Source organism: Intrasporangium calvum DSM 43043 (assembly GCF_000184685.1).
Classification (GTDB): domain Bacteria; phylum Actinomycetota; class Actinomycetes; order Actinomycetales; family Dermatophilaceae; genus Intrasporangium; species Intrasporangium calvum.
The window spans coordinates 2,084,829-2,102,503 of record NC_014830.1; the positions used below are offsets into that span (position 1 = coordinate 2,084,829).

Annotated in this window: 20 protein-coding genes; 3 read left to right on the forward strand and 17 right to left on the reverse strand. The window is 70.5% G+C overall.

Annotated elements, in window-relative coordinates; genetic code table 11:
- Positions 1-20: 20 nt before the first annotated feature.
- The 9 genes from INTCA_RS09375 to pdxT form a co-directional block, all read right to left on the reverse strand.
- A complete protein-coding gene (locus INTCA_RS09375) occupies positions 21-578 on the reverse strand; it encodes an adenine phosphoribosyltransferase (protein ID WP_013492678.1) in 558 nt (185 codons plus the stop codon).
- Positions 579-583: 5 nt separating this feature from the next.
- The gene (secF, locus tag INTCA_RS09380; protein WP_013492679.1) at positions 584-1,747 is read right to left on the reverse strand and encodes a protein translocase subunit SecF; all 1,164 of its coding nucleotides are present in this window, start codon (positions 1,745-1,747) and stop codon (positions 584-586) included.
- Positions 1,744-3,624 carry a protein translocase subunit SecD gene (gene secD, locus INTCA_RS09385; protein ID WP_013492680.1) on the reverse strand — a complete coding sequence of 627 codons (1,881 nt, stop codon included), beginning with the start codon at positions 3,622-3,624 and terminating at the stop codon, positions 1,744-1,746. The genes secF and secD overlap by 4 nt, the downstream gene beginning before the upstream one ends.
- Positions 3,625-3,633: 9 nt before the next feature.
- Positions 3,634-3,957 (reverse strand): preprotein translocase subunit YajC, encoded by a 324-nt coding sequence (gene yajC / locus INTCA_RS09390; protein WP_013492681.1) that lies wholly within the window; start codon positions 3,955-3,957, stop codon positions 3,634-3,636.
- Positions 3,958-4,166: 209 nt separating this feature from the next.
- Complete coding sequence (gene ruvB / locus INTCA_RS09395; RefSeq protein ID WP_013492682.1) at positions 4,167-5,270, reverse strand: Holliday junction branch migration DNA helicase RuvB; 1,104 nt, start codon at positions 5,268-5,270, stop codon at positions 4,167-4,169.
- A complete protein-coding gene (gene ruvA, locus INTCA_RS09400; protein ID WP_013492683.1) occupies positions 5,267-5,872 on the reverse strand; it encodes a Holliday junction branch migration protein RuvA in 606 nt (201 codons plus the stop codon). The genes ruvB and ruvA overlap by 4 nt, the downstream gene beginning before the upstream one ends.
- Positions 5,869-6,447 carry a crossover junction endodeoxyribonuclease RuvC gene (gene ruvC, locus INTCA_RS09405; protein ID WP_013492684.1) on the reverse strand — a complete coding sequence of 193 codons (579 nt, stop codon included), beginning with the start codon at positions 6,445-6,447 and terminating at the stop codon, positions 5,869-5,871. Before ruvC ends, ruvA begins: the two co-directional genes overlap by 4 nt.
- A 164-nt stretch (positions 6,448-6,611) precedes the next feature.
- On the reverse strand, positions 6,612-7,382 hold the full coding sequence (locus INTCA_RS09410) for a YebC/PmpR family DNA-binding transcriptional regulator (RefSeq protein ID WP_013492685.1): 771 nt from the start codon (positions 7,380-7,382) through the stop codon (positions 6,612-6,614).
- 46 nt (positions 7,383-7,428) lie between these two features.
- On the reverse strand, positions 7,429-8,028 hold the full coding sequence (pdxT, locus tag INTCA_RS09415; RefSeq protein ID WP_013492686.1) for a pyridoxal 5'-phosphate synthase glutaminase subunit PdxT: 600 nt from the start codon (positions 8,026-8,028) through the stop codon (positions 7,429-7,431).
- A gap of 171 nt (positions 8,029-8,199) precedes the next feature.
- Here pdxT and INTCA_RS19980 point away from each other — a divergent pair, with 171 nt between their 5' ends.
- The 3 genes from INTCA_RS19980 to INTCA_RS09425 all read left to right on the forward strand — a co-directional run bounded on the left by INTCA_RS19980 (position 8,200) and on the right by INTCA_RS09425 (position 9,490).
- Positions 8,200-8,472, forward strand: a complete 273-nt coding sequence (locus tag INTCA_RS19980) for a hypothetical protein (protein WP_052337995.1) — start codon at positions 8,200-8,202, stop codon at positions 8,470-8,472.
- Between the two features lie 33 nt (positions 8,473-8,505).
- Positions 8,506-8,934 (forward strand): kynureninase/PvdN C-terminal domain-containing protein, encoded by a 429-nt coding sequence (locus INTCA_RS19985; RefSeq protein ID WP_174411513.1) that lies wholly within the window; start codon positions 8,506-8,508, stop codon positions 8,932-8,934.
- Between the two features lie 85 nt (positions 8,935-9,019).
- Positions 9,020-9,490, forward strand: a complete 471-nt coding sequence (locus tag INTCA_RS09425; protein ID WP_013492687.1) for an RsbRD N-terminal domain-containing protein — start codon at positions 9,020-9,022, stop codon at positions 9,488-9,490.
- A gap of 172 nt (positions 9,491-9,662) precedes the next feature.
- Here INTCA_RS09425 and pdxS read toward each other — a convergent pair whose 3' ends face one another.
- The 8 genes from pdxS to nrfH all read right to left on the reverse strand — a co-directional run bounded on the left by pdxS (position 9,663) and on the right by nrfH (position 17,544).
- Complete coding sequence (gene pdxS / locus INTCA_RS09430; protein WP_013492688.1) at positions 9,663-10,583, reverse strand: pyridoxal 5'-phosphate synthase lyase subunit PdxS; 921 nt, start codon at positions 10,581-10,583, stop codon at positions 9,663-9,665.
- Between the two features lie 460 nt (positions 10,584-11,043).
- Positions 11,044-11,595, reverse strand: coding sequence for a hypothetical protein (locus INTCA_RS09435; RefSeq protein ID WP_013492689.1), 552 nt, complete (start codon positions 11,593-11,595; stop codon positions 11,044-11,046).
- Entirely contained in the window at positions 11,592-12,764 is a 1,173-nt protein-coding gene (locus tag INTCA_RS09440; RefSeq protein ID WP_013492690.1) for a glycosyltransferase family 4 protein, read from the reverse strand. The genes INTCA_RS09435 and INTCA_RS09440 overlap by 4 nt, the downstream gene beginning before the upstream one ends.
- Entirely contained in the window at positions 12,761-13,756 is a 996-nt protein-coding gene (locus INTCA_RS09445; RefSeq protein ID WP_013492691.1) for a phosphatidylinositol mannoside acyltransferase, read from the reverse strand. The genes INTCA_RS09440 and INTCA_RS09445 overlap by 4 nt, the downstream gene beginning before the upstream one ends.
- A gap of 56 nt (positions 13,757-13,812) precedes the next feature.
- On the reverse strand, positions 13,813-14,436 hold the full coding sequence (gene pgsA, locus INTCA_RS09450) for a phosphatidylinositol phosphate synthase (RefSeq protein WP_013492692.1): 624 nt from the start codon (positions 14,434-14,436) through the stop codon (positions 13,813-13,815).
- Between the two features lie 73 nt (positions 14,437-14,509).
- A complete protein-coding gene (locus INTCA_RS09455; protein ID WP_013492693.1) occupies positions 14,510-15,103 on the reverse strand; it encodes an HIT family protein in 594 nt (197 codons plus the stop codon).
- A gap of 496 nt (positions 15,104-15,599) precedes the next feature.
- Entirely contained in the window at positions 15,600-17,045 is a 1,446-nt protein-coding gene (locus INTCA_RS09460) for an ammonia-forming cytochrome c nitrite reductase subunit c552 (RefSeq protein ID WP_013492694.1), read from the reverse strand.
- Positions 17,046-17,052: 7 nt separating this feature from the next.
- Positions 17,053-17,544: a cytochrome c nitrite reductase small subunit gene (nrfH, locus tag INTCA_RS09465; protein ID WP_013492695.1), complete on the reverse strand. Its 492-nt coding sequence runs from the start codon at positions 17,542-17,544 to the stop codon at positions 17,053-17,055.
- Positions 17,545-17,675 lie beyond the last annotated feature (131 nt).

The window sequence follows — 17,675 nt, forward strand, 5'->3', positions numbered from 1 at the left end:
AGTCTAGGGGGCCGCGCAAATCAGACCGTGAGGATGGCGTTGACGTCCCGCCCGCCGAGACGTCGACGGCCACCCAGGAACGCCAGCTCGAGGACGACCTCGATGGCCGTCACGTGGGCGCCGGCCCGCTCGACGAGGGCTGCGGTCGCCTCCGCCGTCCCACCGGTCGCGAGGACGTCGTCGATGATGAGGACGCGTTGCCCCGGCTCGAAGGCGTCGGTGTGCACCTCGATCTCGGCGTGACCGTACTCGAGGGAGTACGACTCCTTGAGGGTCTGCCCGGGCAGCTTCCCGGCCTTGCGGATCGGCACCATGCCGAGTCCGAGCTCGTACGCCACGGCCGCCCCGAGGATGAAGCCGCGCGCCTCGATCCCGACGACGACGTCGACCCGGCCGGCGTAGCGTCCCGCGATGTCCATGACCAGCGTCTTCATCGCGGGGCCGTCGGCGATGAGGGGGGTGAAGTCCTTGAATACGACCCCCGGCGTGGGGAAGTCGGGAATGTCACGCAGGTGGGTGCGCACGACCTCCGCGACGTCGGCGCGCGAACCGTCGGTCGAGGCTTTCGCCCCCGGCACGACCGTCACCTCTTGGACTTGGGCGGGCGCCGCGGCTGGTTGCGCGGACCGGCTTGGACGTACTTGTGCACGGGACGGGCCGCGCTGGGCACCGGGCCGGGGGCCACCGGCTCGCCGACCCCGTCGGCACCGACGCTGACCGGCTCCCCGGCCGGCAGGACACCCGGTGCACTCCGCTCGTCCACGGCGCCCCGCTTGGCGGTGTGGCGGGCCACGTAGCGTTCGAGGTCGACGACGGCCGGCTCCTTCTGACGCAGCTGCACGAGCATCGGGGTGGCGATGAAGATCGAGGAGTAGGCGCCGACGCCGATGCCGATGAACAGGGCGAGCGAGAGGTCGAGCAGGGTGCCCGGGCCGAGCATGGTGAAGCCGACGAAGAGGATCGCTGCGATGGGCAGCAGTGCGACGACGGTCGTGTTGATCGAGCGGACCAGGGTCTGGTTGACGGCCAGGTTGGCGGCCTGGTTGTACGTCATCCGCTTGGTCCGGAAGGCCTCGGCGGTGTTCTCGCGGACCTTGTCGAACACGACGACGGTGTCGTACAGCGAGTAGCCGAGGATCGTCAGGAAGCCGATCATCGACGAGGGCGTGATCTCGAAGCCGAACAGCGAGTAGATGCCGACCGTGATGAGGAGGTCGTGCAGCAGTGCGGTGAGCCCCGCGAGCGCCATCTTCCAGGTCCGGAAGTAGAGCGCCATGACGAGGGTGACGAGGACGAGGAAGACGATGAGCCCGCGGAGCGCCTGCTCACTGACGGCGGCGCCCCAGCTGGGGCCGATGAGGGTGGAGCTGACCGTCTCGCGTCCGACGTCGAAGGTCTTGGCCAGGGTCGTCCGAGCCGCGTCGGTCTTGTCCTGGGCCGTCTCGGTCTGGACTCGCACCGTGTTGGCCCCGACGACGGTCGCGGTCACCGTGCCGGGGATCCCGGCCTCACCGATCGCCTCCTGTGCCTTGGCCTCGTAGTTCTGGGTGTTCGTGACGCCGAGGACGCGGAACTCCATGCCACCACGGAACTCGATGCCGAAGTTGAGCCCGTTGAGCAGGATCCCAGCGAGGGCGATGGCGATGAGCACGGCGGAGAACCCGTACCACGTCTTGCGACGCTGCACGAAGTCGATCGACCGACGCCCGGTGTAGAGGTCGTTGCCGAACTGGGCGAAGTTGATCATGAGTGGGCCTTCCCCTCGGCGAGCTGCGTCGCGCGGGTGACGGTCGGGGCGCTGGCCGGCCGGAACTGGCCGCGGCCGCGGTAGCGCGGAGACTCCTTGGCGCCGAGCCGTTCCGGGTCGAGTCCGGACCACTTGTGCCCGTTGCCGAAGAACTCGGTGCGGGCGAGCAGCTGGACCATCGGGTGGGTGAAGAGCATGACGACGGCGAGGTCGATCAACGTCGTCAGACCCAGTGTGAAGGCGAAGCCGCGCACGTTGGCGGAGGCGAGCACGTAGAGGACCACGGCCGCCAGCAGGTTGACCGCGTCGGCGGCGATGATGGTGCGGCGGGCGCGTTTCCAGCCGGTCTCGACGGCGGCGACGAGCGGCCGCCCCTCGCGCACCTCGTCTCGGATGCGTTCGAAGTAGACGATGAAGCTGTCTGCGGTCACACCGATGGCGACGATCGCGCCGGTGACGCCCGCCATGGTCAGGCGGAAGCCGTGCGTCGTGCCGAGCACGACGAGGGCCAGGTAGGTCAGGGTGGCCGCGACGACGAGCGAGATGACCGTCACCATGCCGAGGGCGCGGTACTGGAACATCGAATAGACGACGACGAGGATGAGGCCGATCAGGCCCGCGAGCAGGCCGAGGCGGAGCTGCTCCTCACCGAGCTGGGGGGTGATGGTGTCGTTGGTCTGGAGGGCGAACGACATCGGCAGGGCACCGAACTTCAGCTGCTCGGCGAGTCGTTGGGCCGAGTCGATCGTGAACGACCCGGTGATCGAGGCTCGACCGTCGCTGATGACGGCCTTGGCCTGCGGGGCGGTGATGACCCGCTTGTCGAGGACGACCGCGAACTGGTCGAGCGGCGGCTGGCCCTGCAGGCCGACGAGGCGCTTGGTCACCTCGGCGAACGTGGCGCGGCCGGAGTCCTTGAACGACAGGCGGACCTCGACGATGGAGGTCGGCTGACCGGTCGGGCCGGGCTGGTAACCGCTCGTGGCGTCGCCGATCTCGCTGCCGTCGATCTCGACGGGGCCGAGGACGTACTTGGACACGCCGTCCTCGCCGCAGGTCGCCATCGGGGCGTCCTTGAGGTCGGTCGCGCGGTCGACGGCACCCGGCTCGAGACAGTTGAGGCCGACGTACTCCTTGGCGACCTTCGCGGCGGCCTGGTCGGCTTTGGCCTGCTCCCAGCCGAGGGTCAGCAGGCCTCGGCTCGTCTGGGCGGCGATGGCAGCCTCGAGCTCGGCCCCGGTCGGGGCGGGCGGCGCCTCGGTCGAGGCGGGGGTCGTCGCCGTGCTCGCCGGCGACCCCGTGGCCGAGGTGGTGGGAGCCGTCGTGGCCGCCCGCAGCCCCTCGGGGATGACGCCGCTGGCTGCCGTGGTGCTGGCGGAGGGGGTCGGGGTGCCGGTCGTCGTGGCGGTACCCGACGAGGTGCCGGTGGTCGCGGTGCCGGACGGCGTTCCCTCGGGGGTGGCCTGGGGAGCGGCCCGCTCGAAGTCCTGGACGAAGACGGCCCGGAAGCGCAGCTGGGACGGCTTGCGGATCGCGTCGAGCTGCTCCTCGGAGGGGGTTCCCGGGATGGCGACGACGATGTTGCGGCCGCCCTGGGTGGAGATCTCGCTCTCGGCGACGCCGTTGGCGTCGATGCGCTGGCGGATGATCTCGACGGCGCGGTCGAGCTGGCCGGGGTTGACCGCGGAGCCGTCCTCGATGACCGGGGCGAGCACCATCTCCGTGCCGCCCTCGAGGTCGAGGCCGAGCCGTGGGGTCAGCTGGCCGCCGGCCCACTGGAACAGTCCCCCGGCCAGCACGGCGAGGCCGACGGTCAGGGCGAGCAGGACAGCGAGGCTCCGCAGAGCTGCCTTCTTCGTCGTGATGCTACGAGCCACGGGTGGGCCTCACTGACCGGGTTCGGAGGAGTCGTCCGACTGCGGCCGGGCGGGTTGCGGGGCGGTCACGTCGGCCTGCTTCATGGCCACCGCCCTGCGGTCGAAGCGCATGATCAGGCCGTCGGCCACCTCGAGGTGGGCGCTGATGTCGTCGAGGTGCCGGATCGTGCCGAAGATGCCCGACGAGGTGACGACCTGGTCACCCACGTTGAGGGAGGAGTTGAACTGGCGCATCTGCTTCGTGCGCCGGTTGGCACTCCAGAACATCCAGCCCAGCAGCAGCAGCGGCAGGGCCAGGATGATCAACGAGTTGGCCCCGTTGCCGTTATCCATATCAGGCTCAATCCTTCGACTTCTCGTTCCGGGCAGCACGCGGCCCAGCATGGGGTGGGCTCCACGTCAACGTCCGGAGGCACTTGATGGTGCCACGGCGACGGCGGAGGCGCCCGCAGGAGTCTACGTCCGGCGTGCGGGTTTGTCAGACCGAGATGAGGCCGTATGCCGTTGGGCTCGGTCACGTTTTGGCCGCGGTCGCGCCGTGGTCACGTCTCGAACCGTCCGTTTGTCCCCTCCTCGAGCGGCAGGGTGGCCCCCCACAGTCCCTGCGCGTCGAGCGGTGCGGTCAGCCCGAGGTGCTGCCAGGCCAGCGCGGACGCGGCCCGCCCGCGCGGGGTGCGCACCATGAAGCCCTCCCTGACGAGGAACGGCTCGGCGACGGTCTCGACCGTGTCGGGCTCCTCCCCCACGGCGACGGCCAGCGTGGACAGCCCCACCGGACCGCCGCCGAAACGTCGGCAGAGCGCGTCGAGGACGGCGCGGTCGAGCCGGTCGAGGCCTCGCTCGTCGACGTCGAAGAGCTCGAGTGCCTGGCGGGCGGCAGCCTGCGTGACCCGGTCCTCGCCGTGGACCTGCGCCCAGTCGCGCACCCGGCGGAGGAGCCGGTTCGCGATCCGGGGCGTTCCCCGCGAGCGCACGGAGATCTCGACGATGCCGTCCTCGTCCGCGTCGAGGCCGAGGAGGCGGGCGGAGCGGTGCAGGATCGTCACGAGGTCGCTCGGGTCGTAGAAGTCGAGGTGGCCGGTGAACCCGAAGCGGTCGCGCAGCGGGGCCGGCAGCAGCCCGGCCCGGGTCGTGGCGCCGACGACGGTGAAGGGCGGCAGCTCGAGCGGGATGGCCGTCGCGCCCGGGCCCTTGCCGATGATGACGTCGACGCGGAAGTCCTCCATCGCGAGGTAGAGCATCTCCTCCGCGGCGCGCGACATCCGGTGGATCTCGTCGAGGAAGAGGACCTCCCCCTCCGCGAGCGAGGAGAGGACGGAGGCGAGGTCGCCAGCGTGCTGGATCGCGGGCCCGGACGTGATCCGGATGGGCTGCTCCAGCTCGCTGGCCACGATCATCGCGAGGGTGGTCTTGCCGAGGCCCGGCGGGCCGGAGAGCAGCACGTGGTCCGGTGGCGTGCCGCGTCCCTTCGCCGCCCGAAGGACGAGCCCGAGCTGGTCGCGGACCCGGGTCTGCCCGGGAAAGTCGTCGAGTCGCCGCGGCCGGAGGGCTGCTTCGACCTGCCGGTCGTCGGGATCGCTGCGGGCGTCGACGATCCGGGCGGTCGCCTCGTAGGACTGGTCCCAGCCCTGCTCGTCGACGGTCATCGGCCCAGCTCGCGCAGCGCCGCCCGCAGCATCGCGGAGACGCTGGCCCCGTCGGCGGCCTGGGGGGCGACCCGGTCGAGGGCGTCGTCGGCCTGCCGCACCGTCCAGCCGAGGCCGACCAGGGCCTCGCGGACCTGCTCGCGCCACGGCTCGCCGTCCATGCGCTGGTGCCCGATGCTCGCGCCGTCGCTCGACCCGGCGAGCGCGCCGAGCTTGTCGCGCAGCTCGAGGACGAGCCGCTCGGCGCCCTTCTTGCCGATCCCCGGCACCTTGGTCAGGGCCGCGATGTCGCCCGAGCCCAGGGCCCGGCGCACGGACGTGGGGTCGTGCACTGCGAGCACCGCCAGGGCCAGGCGGGGCCCGACCCCGGAGACCGTCTGCACCGTCTCGAAGACGTGCTTCTCCTCCTCCGTCGCGAACCCGTAGAGCGTCAGGGAGTCCTCCCGCACCACGAGCGTCGTGGCGAGGTCGGCGGGCTGGCCGATCCGCAGCGCGGCGGCGGTGGCCGGTGTCGTGTGGACGAGCATGCCCACCCCACCCACGGCCACGACGACCGAGTCGAGGCCTGCCTTGAGGACGGTTCCGGACAGCGAGGCGATCATCTGCGGGGCGCTCCAGCGGTGGGGACGGGGTTGGGTCGGGTCGCCGTGCGGGCGGCGAGGGTCGTGGCGTGTGCCTCCGCGGCCGCGGCGAGGCGGTTCTGGGTGCCGCCGCGCCACACGTGGCAGATCGCCAGCGCGAGCGCGTCGGCGGCGTCGGCGGGGCGCGGCGCGTGGTCGAGCCCGAGCAGCCGGGTGACCATCGTCGTCACCTGGCGCTTGTCGGCCCGTCCGCTGCCGCTGACCGCTGCCTTGACCTCGGTCGGGGTGTGCAGCGTCACGGGGAGGCCGCGACGCTCGGCCAGCATCATGACGATGCCCGTGCACTGGGCTGTGCCCAGCACGGTCGAGAGGTTGGTGTCGGCGAAGACCCGCTCGATGGCGACGGCCTCGGGTCGGGTCCGCTCGAACCACTCGCGCAGCTCTTCCTCGAGGGCGACGAGCCGCTTCGGCGTGGCGTCGGTCGACGGAGTCCGGATGACGCCGACCTCGACGAGCGAGAGCCGGCGACCGGGCAGGCCGTCGATGACACCGACGCCGCACCGGGTGAGGCCCGGGTCCACCGCGAGGACGCGCACGACCCACCTCCAGACTTGATCAGCTGACCGAACACGTGTTCGGCTCCACCGTAACGGCACCCTCCCCCGGAGCGACGGAAGGCACGCCGCGCGCGGCGTGCCTTCGGCGCGGACCGAACCCAGCGGCATACGGCAGCACCGCCGCCCCGTGGCTCGGTCGGCCGTCACTCCTCGCTGTCGAGCTGCTCGAGGACGTCGTCGGGGATGTCGCCGTTGGCGTAGACGTTCTGGACGTCGTCGCTGTCCTCGAGGGCGTCGATGCAGCGGATCATCTTCTTCGCGCCGTCGAGGTCCAGCGGAACCTGGAGGTTGGGCACGAACGACGCCTCCGCCGAGTCGTAGTCGATCCCCGCCTGCTGCAGCGCGGTGCGCACCGCGACGAAGTCACTCGCCTCGGAGACGATCTCCCACGTCTCGCCGTTGTCGTTGACCTCCTCGGCGCCCGCGTCGAGGACGACCTCGAGGATCTGCTCCTCTGACAACTCGCCCGAGGTCGTGGCTTTGAGGACGATGACGACGCCCTTGCGGCTGAAGACGTAGGCGACCGAGCCGGGGTCGGCGAGCTGGCCGCCGTTGCGGGTCAAGGCGGTCCGGACCTCGGCCGCCGCTCGGTTTCGGTTGTCGGTGAGGCACTCGATCAGCAGGGCGACCCCGTTGGGGGCATAGCCCTCGTACATGATCGTCTGGTAGTCCGACCCGCCGGCCTCGGCGCCCGAGCCGCGCTTGAGGGCGCGGTCGATGTTGTCGTTGGGGACCGAGGTCTTCTTCGCCTTCTGGATCGCGTCGTAGAGCGTCGGGTTGCCTGCCGGGTCACCACCGCCCTGCCGCGCCGCCACCTCGATGTTCTTGATGAGCTTGGCGAAGAGCTTGCCGCGCTTGGCGTCCTTGGCCGCCTTCTGGTGCTTCGTGGTGGCCCATTTGGAGTGGCCGCTCATGCAGTTCCCTCGCGTTCCGTTTCTGATGCGTTCGCCCGCTGGCCGGTCAGCGGCACTGCTCGACGATCCTGACGAACTCGGCATGGATCCGGCGATCGTCACCGACTTCCGGGTGGAAGGAGGTCGCCATGAGGTTTCCCTGCCGAACCGCGACGATCCTACCGGCGGCGGCTCCGTGGCTCACGCGCGCAAGGACCTCGACCCCGTCGCCGACCGCCTCGACCCAAGGGGCGCGGATGAATACGGCGTGCACCGTCCCCGCGAGGCCCACGTAGTCGAGGTCGGTCTCGAAGGAGTCGACCTGCCGGCCGAAGGCGTTGCGCCGCACCGTCATGTCGATCCCGCCGAGCGTCTCCTGGTCGGGGCGCGCGTCGGCGATCCGGTCGGCGAGCATGATCATCCCGGCACACGACCCGTAGACCGGCATGCCGTTCGCGATCCGCTTCCGGAGGGGCTCCTGCAGCTCGAAGGCCCGGACGAGCTTGTCCATCACCGTCGACTCCCCGCCGGGGATGACGAGCGCGTCGACCGCGTCGACCTCGTGCGGCCGCCGGACCGTGACCGCAGCGACGCCGAGGTCGGTGAGGGCCGCGACGTGCTCGCGCACGTCGCCCTGGACGGCGAGGACGCCGATGGTGACTGTCACAAACCCCAGATCGTATGCCGCTGGGCTGGCTCAGCGTGAATCCGCGGTCCGAGCCCCCTGCGGCCCGAGGTACGTTCTGCGCATGCTCGACGCCGACGGCTTCCTCGACGACCTCCTCTCCCGCGCGGCCGACCTCGACGCCCACGCGCCACTGACCGGATCGGGCGCCTGGTGGGGGCAGCGGCGGGCCAGGTGGTCGTCACCGACGCGACCACGGTCAACCTGTTCAAGGCCGTCGTGGGGGCGGCGCGCCTGCGCCCGGGACGCACGGTCGTCCTGACCGACCCCGCGTCCTTCCCGACGGACCTCTACATCGCCGGGGCCGCCGCGCGGGTCGAAGGGCTTGACGTCCGCCGGGTGGCCCCGCCCGAGGCACCCCGGGCGATCGCCGAGCTCGGTGCCGCCTTCGACCAGCCACTCACGGGGTGGTTCGGTCACGCCTGACCGTTCGAGATGGCCCGGACCTACACACCTGCCGTGGGGATCGACCGGCTCCGGGTCGGCACTCCCCCGATGCTGTCCGTGCTCGCGCTGGAAGCGGCCCTCGAGGCGTTTGACGGCCTGACCATGCGGGACGTGCGCGCACAGTCGCTGTCGCTCACCTCGACCTTCCTCGACGCCTTGCACGCGCTCGCGGTTGACCTGCCCGTCGCGACGCCGCTCGCACCCGAGCGCCGCGGGTCGCAGCTGTCCCTGCGCCACCCGGACGCCTTCGCCGTGGTGCAGGCGCTCATCGCCCGCGGCGTCATCGGCGACTACCGCGAGCCCGACATCGTCCGGCTCGGGTTCGCGCCGCTGTACGTCACGCACGTCGATGCGGTCGCGGCGGCCGCGGACCTCCGGGCCGTGCTCGACGGGCACGAGTTCGAGCGGGCGGAGTTCGCGTGCCGCGGAGCCGTCACGTGACCCCGGCACACACCGTCCTGGTCACGTGGGGCCAGACTGGGGCCCGCGGGTTGAACGCCTGGACCCACCGACCAGAGGAGTACAGATGAAGCTGGAGACCGTGCTGCGGCAGTCCGAGTCGGACATACTCGACGAGGCGTTCAGCGCCCTGCAGCGCTCGCAGGTGGCCCACTACGAGAGGGCCGGAGAGACGTTCACCCGGGACCGACTGGCCAAGCTGTTCGGCCTCGTCGTCGACGCCATCGAGACGCGCAGCCTCATCCCGCTCTCCGCCTATGCGGACCGCATCGCGTCCGAGCGGTTCGAGGCTGGTTTCGACATCTCCGAGGTGCAGATGGCCTTCAACTCGCTCGAGGAGGCGATGTGGCGCCGGATCGTCAGCGCCGAGCCCCCCGACGCGCTCGCCGAGGCGATCGGACTGCTGAGCACCGTCCTCGGGTTCGGCAAGGACACCATGGCACGCAAGTACGTCTCCCTCGCCTCACGCAAGCACGTTCCGTCGCTCGACCTCACGGCGCTCTTCTCCGGGGTCGAGGAAGGCTCGCCCGAGGGCTGAGCGTGCCGTGCCGCCGACACACCCGGACAGCGCGGGTGGCCTCGCGCTGCAGGTGCGGTGAGCGCGCAGTCAGCGGGTGTGTCGCGAGGTACGAGACCCCGCCACAGGCAGACGTATGCCGCTGGGCTGAGTCAGCCCAGCGGCATACGGCGTGCTCGGGGTTGCGGCTACGTCACCAGCCGCGCTCGGCCAGCCGGTGCGGCTGGGGGATCTCGTCGACGTTGATGCCAACCATCGCCTCGCCGAGGCCACGGGAGACCTTGGCGATGACGTCGGGGTCGTCGTAGAAGGTCGTCGCCTTGACGATCGCCTCGGCGCGCTGGGCCGGGTTGCCGGACTTGAAGATGCCGGAGCCGACGAAGACACCCTCGGCGCCGAGCTGCATCATCATCGCCGCATCCGCCGGAGTGGCGATGCCGCCCGCGGTGAAGAGGACGACGGGCAGCTTGCCGGCCTTGGCGACCTCGGCGACGAGCGCGTAGGGCGCCTGCAGCTCCTTCGCGGCCACGTACAGCTCGTCCTCCGGGAGGTTGTGCAGGCGACGGAGCTCGGCGCGGATCTGGCGCATGTGCGTCGTCGCGTTGGACACGTCGCCGGTGCCGGCCTCGCCCTTGGAGCGGATCATCGCCGCGCCCTCGGTGATCCGGCGCAGGGCCTCCCCGAGGTTCGTGGCCCCGCAGACGAAGGGCACGGTGAACTGCCACTTGTCGATGTGGTTGGCGTAGTCGGCGGGGGTGAGGACCTCTGACTCGTCGATGTAGTCGACGCCCATGCTCTGGAGCACCTGGGCCTCGACGAAGTGACCGATGCGGGCCTTGGCCATGACGGGGATCGACACCGCGGAGATGATGCCGTCGATCATGTCGGGGTCGCTCATCCGGGACACGCCGCCCTGGGCGCGGATGTCGGCCGGAACGCGCTCGAGGGCCATGACCGCGACGGCGCCGGCGTCCTCCGCGATCTTGGCCTGCTCGGCGTTGACGACGTCCATGATGACGCCGCCCTTGAGCATCTCGGCCATCCCCCGCTTGACGGGTGACGTGCCGGTGGCGCTGTCGGGCTGGGGCTGAGACGGGGTCTCGGGTGTGCTCACGCTCGTCCTGCTTTCGTGCTCGGTTGTTCCACAAATCGTAGGCCCATCGCACCGATCCGCTTGACCGCCTCCGGTAGGCACGTGGCTCCGAACCGGTGGGCGGCCTGCTCGATCGCCCAGGCGACGTCGCGGACGGGGGTGGCGGGTGTCCCAGCCGCGGTAGGAGTTGAGCACGCGCGGGACGACGAGGTGGCGGTCGGGTCCTTATGGCGGAGGCATACCCGGATGCAGGTCGAGCGACTCGCGCAGTGATCCGTGTGGCGGGTCAGTGCGTGTGCGCGTTCGACCTGGATGCGTCGACCTCCCCTGGATGCGCCTCGCGGTCGGTCCTCTTGACCCGGATGCGTCGGCTTGAGGCGACGCATCCAGGTCATCGCGACCGAGGGCCGGGAGCCCCGGGGGGCACTCCGCCGCGAGCGGCCGGCGGGCCGCCAGCCCGTCCCGACGCCCGCCGACGGGGTCAGGCAGCCAGTCCCGCGGGCATCTCGTCGTCGAACTCGACGGTGCGCGGCAGGGGGGTGTGCCCGGCGAGACGGAAAAGGCGCACGGCCCACTTGCGGCGGACGCGGCGGACGTCGGTCACCGCGTCGTTGTGGAAGCGCCGGGCGAGCTGGACGCGGTTGCAGGCGGAGCGCAGCCGCCCGAGGTGGTCGACGGCGAGCGGTCCGTCGTCGCGGAGCGCCGCGCAGACCTCCCCGGTCAGCGAGACCTGGAGCGCCTCCGTGAGGTCGTTCTCGACGGCCTCTCGGATCTCGCCGTGCTCGCCCGGGTTCTCGAGGGACTCCGCCGCCGCGTTCGCGAGGATGAGTGACGTCGCTCCGTCGAGCAGACCGCTGTGGGCGAGCTCGAGCGAGGCCTCCGCACGGCGCACCAGCTGGGCGTCGAGCGCCGCCAGGGTGCCGGTGAGGCGCACGTGCAGCCGGTCGAGCCGTGCCGCGGTGTAGGTGAGGTACCAGGCGATGATGACGAGGACGAAGAGCGTCGCGAAGACCCACGACAGGACGTCGGTCATCGGGCACTCCCGCGCAGGAAGCGGTTCCACCGTGTGGAGGGCTCCGCCTGGGCAGCCAGGCTCCCCTCGATGACGGTCTCGTAGACGGCCCGGATCTGCTCGGCCACGACCGACCAGTCGAACAGGTGGGCCCGCGCCTGGCCGGCATCGGCGAGCACGCTGCGCCGCTGCGGGTCCTGCAGCAGGCCGGTCAGCTGCTCGGCGAGGTGGGCCGGGTCCTCGTTGCGGAACATCGCCCCCACGGCACCGCCATCGAGGACACGGGAGAAGGCCGCCAGGTCACTGACGAGGACGCACGCACGGGCGGCCATGGCCTCGATGAGGATGATCCCGAAGCTCTCACCGCCGGTGTTCGGAGCGACGTAGACGTCGGCCGACGCCAGGAGCGAGGCCTTGTCCGCGTCAGACACCGCGCCGAGGAACTCGGTCGCGCCACGCACCCGGTCCGGCCACCCCTCGCTTGCCTCGGCCGGGTCCCCGGGTCCGGCGACGAGCAGGCGCAGCCCGGGAACCTGGTCGAGGACAGCCGGCAGGGCAGCAGCGAGCACCGGCAGCCCCTTTCGGGACTCGTGCATCCGTCCGAGGAAGGCGACCGTGGGCCGGTCGGGGGTGCTCTGCCACTCCGGTCGCTGCGGCGCTGAGGCGAACCGCTCGACGTAGACGCCGTTGGGGATGACGACCGCGTCTCCGCCGATGTGCGTCGTCACGGTCCGCCGGGCGTCCTCGCTGACGGCGATACGGGCAGCCACCTTCTCCAGGGAGGGCCGGATGATCGGGTAGGCCGTCTGCATGGTGCGCGACCGGATCATCGAGGTGTGGAAGGTCGCGACGATCGGCCCGTCCGCCCCCATGAGGGCCAGGACGCTGACGCTCGGAGCCATCGGCTCGTGGATGTGGAGGACATCGAACCGGCCGTGGTCGAGCCAGCGGCCGACCTTGGCGGCGGTCACCGGACCGAAGCTCAGGCGGGCGACCGAGCCGTTGTAGCGCACCGCAGTGGCTCCGCCCGCGGAGACGACGTAGCCGGGCAGCGCGGTCTCGCTCTCGGCCGGCGCGAGGACCGAGACCTCCTCCCCCTCAGCGATGAAGTGCTCGGCGAGGTCGCGGACGTGGAACTGGACCCCTCCGGGCACGTCGAAGGAGTAGGGGCAGACGATCCCGATCCTCATCCGGTGCCCCGCTCCGAGTCGTGGTCAGAGTCGTGGTCAGAGTCGTGGTCTGGCCGCTGGTCGGGCCGCTGGTCGGGCGGCCGGTCCAGGTCGTCGACGAAGACCCGCTGCAGCATGTGCCAGCTCGAGGTGTGCTCGCGGATGGTCGGTGTCAGGTGGTCGGCGCACTGCTGGATGAGGTCCCGGGCCTTGGCGGCGGTGGGACCCTCCACCCGCGGCCGGAGACGCTCGCTGAACTCGACGACCGTTCGGTAGCCACCCAGCCCGGTGCCCTTCGGCGCCGGCTCGTAGTGGATCGAGGCGCAGTAGAGCGGGGCTCCGGTCAGGAGCGAGAGCACCGCCGGTCCCTTGGCCATCCGCACCGGGTGGCCGACGAGCTCGACCTCGACGCCGTTGCTCGTCAGGTCCCGGTCGCTCGCGAGCGCGATGACCCGTCCGCCGGCGCGGGCCACCCGCACCAGCGCCGTGAAGGGGTCCTCGCCCCCGGTCAACGGGATGATGTCCATGTCGATCGCGTTGCGGAAGGCGACGAACTCCTCGAAGACCGCTTCGGGCTCGAGCCGCTCGGCCACGGTGGTCACGGGCGCGAGCTGGGTTGCAGCCCAGGCAGCCCCGAGGTCGAAGTTGCCCAGGTGGCCGACGAAGACGACGACGGTCTCGCCCTTGGCGGCGAAGGCCCGCAGCTCCTCCTCGCCCCGGCTGACGACGGCCCCGTCGATCTGCGCTCGGCTGAGCGACGGCAGCCGGAAGGCCTCGCAGTAGTACCGCATGTAGGAGCGCATCCCGTCGCGGACGAGCGCGTCCAGAGCGGCGTCGTCGAGCTCGGGCCGGGCCCTTCGGTAGTTGGAACGGAGCCGCTCGATCCGCTTCCCGCCGCGGCGGACGCTGAGGTCGGCGATGCGGTCGAACAGCCCGTAGGCGACGGGCTCTGGCAGGACGCGAAGCGTCCGCCAGCCCAGCTTGAACCCGGCCACGGTCAGGCGGTCGGTCATTCGTCTGGTCAGCGGGGCGCGGGGCTCAGCGGTGGCCGACGGGCGGGGCGCGCCGGTCAATGGTTGACCTCTCCGGTGGCCAGTGCCTGCGAGCGGACCGTGAGGATGCGCTGCAGGACGGTGACCGCGCTCGCGACGGCGAGCAGGGCGAGGACGGCTCCGAGCAGGAGCGTCGAGTCGAAGAGGTCGGCGAAGAAGGCCGCAGCGAGGACCGCCACCAGCCGGTCGGCCCGTTCGGCGATCCCGACCGACGCGGTGAAGCCCAGCCCCTCGGCCCGGGCCCGGGCGTAGGAGACGACGCTGCCGAGGATGAGGCAGGCGAGGGCGAGCCCGGCCATGACGCTGTTGTCGCCCCGGGACGCGTAGTAGATGACGAGCCCGCCGAAGATGGCCGCGTCGCCGACCCGGTCGAGGGTCGAGTCGAGGTACGCGCCCCACTTGGTCGGCTGGCCGGACTGGCGGGCCATGATCCCGTCGATGGTGTCCGAGAAGACGAACGCGGTGATGACGAGGGCGCCGACCCAGAGCTCGCCGCGCGGGAAGAAGACGAGCGCCCCGGCGCTGACTCCGATGGTGCCGACGATGGTCACGACGTCAGGGCTGATGCCGAGCCGCAGGAAGAGATGGGCGACCGGACCGAGGATCTTCGTGACGACCGCACGCAGGAGTCTGTTGAGCATGGTGGCACCAGCCTACTGACCGGACCGACGAGCGCGGTCGCGCCCGGGACGACGCCGCGGTGACGATGGGATGTCAGTCGCGGGGCCAGGCGGCGACGACCCGCCGACGCGTGTCCTCGAGCAGGACCGGCAGCGCCTTGGTCTGTCCGACGATGGGAAGGAAGTTCGAGTCCCCACCCCACCGTGGCACGACGTGCTGGTGCAGATGCGCTGCGACTCCGGCGCCGGCGACCGCCCCTTGGTTCATGCCGAGGTTGAAGCCGTGGGGACCGGAGGCTGCCTCGAGCGCCCGGATCGCTGCTTTGGTCAGGCGCGTGAACTCGTCCGTCTCGTCGTCGGTGAGGTCGACGTAGAGCGACACGTGGCGGTAGGGACAGACGAGCAGGTGGCCGGGGTTGTAGGGAAAGAGGTTCAGAACGACGTAGCAGTGCGTGCCGCGGTGGACGATGAGGCCCTCGTCGTCGGCCTTGTCGGGGGCGGCGCAGAACGGGCAGCCGGCGCCGGCCTCGTCACCGGGCTTGTCGCCCACGATGTAGGCCATCCGGTGCGGCGTCCAGAGACGCTCGAACCCGTCGTCGACGTGCGCGAAGCTCGCGTGGTCCTCGAGTCCGGGGGCGCCAACCGACTGGGGTGCCTGAGCCGTCCTGTCGCCGGCCTGCTCGGTCATGGCCCGCATCCTATGTCGAGCCGGTTGCCCGTCGTCGGGCGTGTCGATTTGGGCGCAAGGGAGCGAGCCGGTTCAATGGGAGTGGCCCTGCGGTGTGTGAGATCGCAGGGCCACCATGCGTCCGGACCCGTTCAACCGTATGCCGCTGGGCTGGGTCCCAGGGTCACGGCGGGGTCATGGCGGGGTCATGGCGGGGTCATGGCGCGGCAAGGGCGGGGCAAGGGCGGGGCCCCGTGGGTGTGAGAGCCACGGGGCCGGAACCGTCCGCCTTCGAGCGGCGTCGCCTGGAAGGTGAAGGCCCGGGAAGTATGAGTTCCCGGGCCTTCGATCTTCGCCCACCGAAGTGAGGAAGATCCGATCCGCCGAAGCGGGTCGGTAGTTCCTTTCTAATCCCAACACCTGGCGTTGGCAAGGGGTTCGCGCAAAGTTTCTCGCCTGTTTCGAGGACTTCTCGGCGTGTCGCGCGGACACGCCGAGAAGTCGTCGGCCCTCGTCGTCAGGAGGTCGCGGGAGGCTGGAGGGCCGGCTTCGTCGTCGTCTCCGGCTCGACCCCGACGAGGGCGAGCTGCCCGAGCCGCGAGGCGTCGGTCGCGTCGTTGAGGACCCGCAGCGTGTACTGCGGTGCGTGGAAGCCGCGCGAGTTCTCGGACACGACGTAGTCCACGAAGAACTGCGCCTTCCGCTGGTACGACTGCGCCTTCTCGATGCGGTCCGCGGCCACACCGGTCTGGGCCGCCTTCTCGATGTCCTTGATGAGGGCGGTGAGGGCGTCGAAGGAGACGTTCTTGGCTGCCTCGTACCGGTCGTGGATCGTGTCTACCCGCGCCCGCATGTCGGCCTCGTCGGTCTTGTGGCAGGTCAGGCAGGCCTGGTTGATCGTCGCCTCGTTGGTCATCGGGCTGCGGACCTGGTGGTCGGTGATCTTCATCGCCCCTTCCCGCTTGTACGACATGTGGCAGTCCGCGCAGGTCACGCCGGCCGTGGCGTGGACGCCTTGACTGTAGGTCTCGTAGTCCGGGTGCTGGGCCTTGAGGACTCGGGCGCCGGTGAGCTTGTGGGTGAAGTCCGTGAAGCCCACCTCGTCGTAGTACTTGAGGGCGCCGTCCACGGTCAGGCCGTTCTCCCAGGGGAAGGTGAGTGTCTTCTCCTCGCCCTTGAAGTAGTACTCGACGTGGCACTGCGCACACACGAAGCTGCGCATCTCCTGGAAGCTCGCCTGCTTGTTGACGTCGTAGTTCTCGACGCCCTGTGAGGCCTTGAGCTCCTTGATGCCCTCGATGAAGGCCGGGCGGGTCACCCGCAGGGCCATGGTCTCGGGCTCGTGGCAGTCGATGCAGCCGACGGGGTGCGTGGCGAGCTTGGTCGCGTCGGTGTACGGCATCTTGTTCATCGCCGCCCAGCCGGCCGCCTCGTCACCGTTGCCGAGCGCCGTGGTGATCTCGGGGAGCGAGGCGTGGCAGTTGAGGCAGGCCCCCGGCTGCGGGCGCTCGAGCGTGCGGCGGGTGTGTCGCTGGTCGAGCAGCATGTAGGCGTGTCCCCGTGGCTCCCGGTAGTCGATCGCGAAGGCGTAGCCCTGCCACATGGTGACGAGCCGCGGGTCCTTCACGAGCTTCTGCTGCGCCACGATGGTCCGAGGGTCCTCCGGGGTGGCCGCACGCTTCTCGACGTCCTTCGGCTCCATCTCCTCGGTGGCCTGCCACCCCTCGTACTCGGCCGGGAAGTTCTGTCCCCAGACGGCGGGGTCGTAGGTCTTGTTCGTCAGCTCGGTGACCTTGACGAAGGTGGTCTTGTCCTCGGCTCGCCGCTCGATGATGTTGACGAGCAGGGCGGCGACCGCGAACGTCACGACCGCTCCCCCGACGAGGAACGCCAGGAGGAGGAACCGCCTCCGTCGACGGGGAGCGGTTGGTGCTCCGGTGGTTCTGGGTGTGTTGTCGCTCATGGCGCCCTTACCTCTCGTGACCGACTTCGCTGTGGCACTGCAGGCACGAGACCCCTTCGCCGTGCGGACGGCTCATCTCGGTCCTGCTGACGACTTCCTTGTGGCAGTAGAGGCACGCCTCCTGGACGACCTCCCGGTTCTTCTCGCGGATCTTGATGTTCTGGGGGTACGCCCCGAAGGTGAACTTCAGCGAGTGCCAGAACCCGTTGTCCGCTTCGTCCAGGGCCCACGCCACCGGGTCGTCGTGCGGCGCGTGGCAGTCCTGACAGGTGGCGACGTGGCGGTGCCCGCCGTTCGACCAGGCGGTGAACTGGTCGTTCATGGAGTGGCACTGGGCGCACGCCTGCGGGTCCTTGCCGAAGTAGGCCGACCCGTTGGCGTAGCCGAAGGTGAAGAACGACAGTCCCACGAGGACGCCGACGAGGACGCCGACGATCGGGAGGAACCATCGTCTGACCCGTCTGGCCAGTGTGGCTCGTGTGCTCAGGTTCGCGGCCATGTCCCCTTCTTCCGGCTCCTCGACTCCCCTTGATCGTTCCGAGAAACCCACCCACCCACAATGATCACAATCCCGCTTATGGTGTGAATCAGGCCACCCCGCAGAGCAATTCGCTCAAGACGACGAAAACC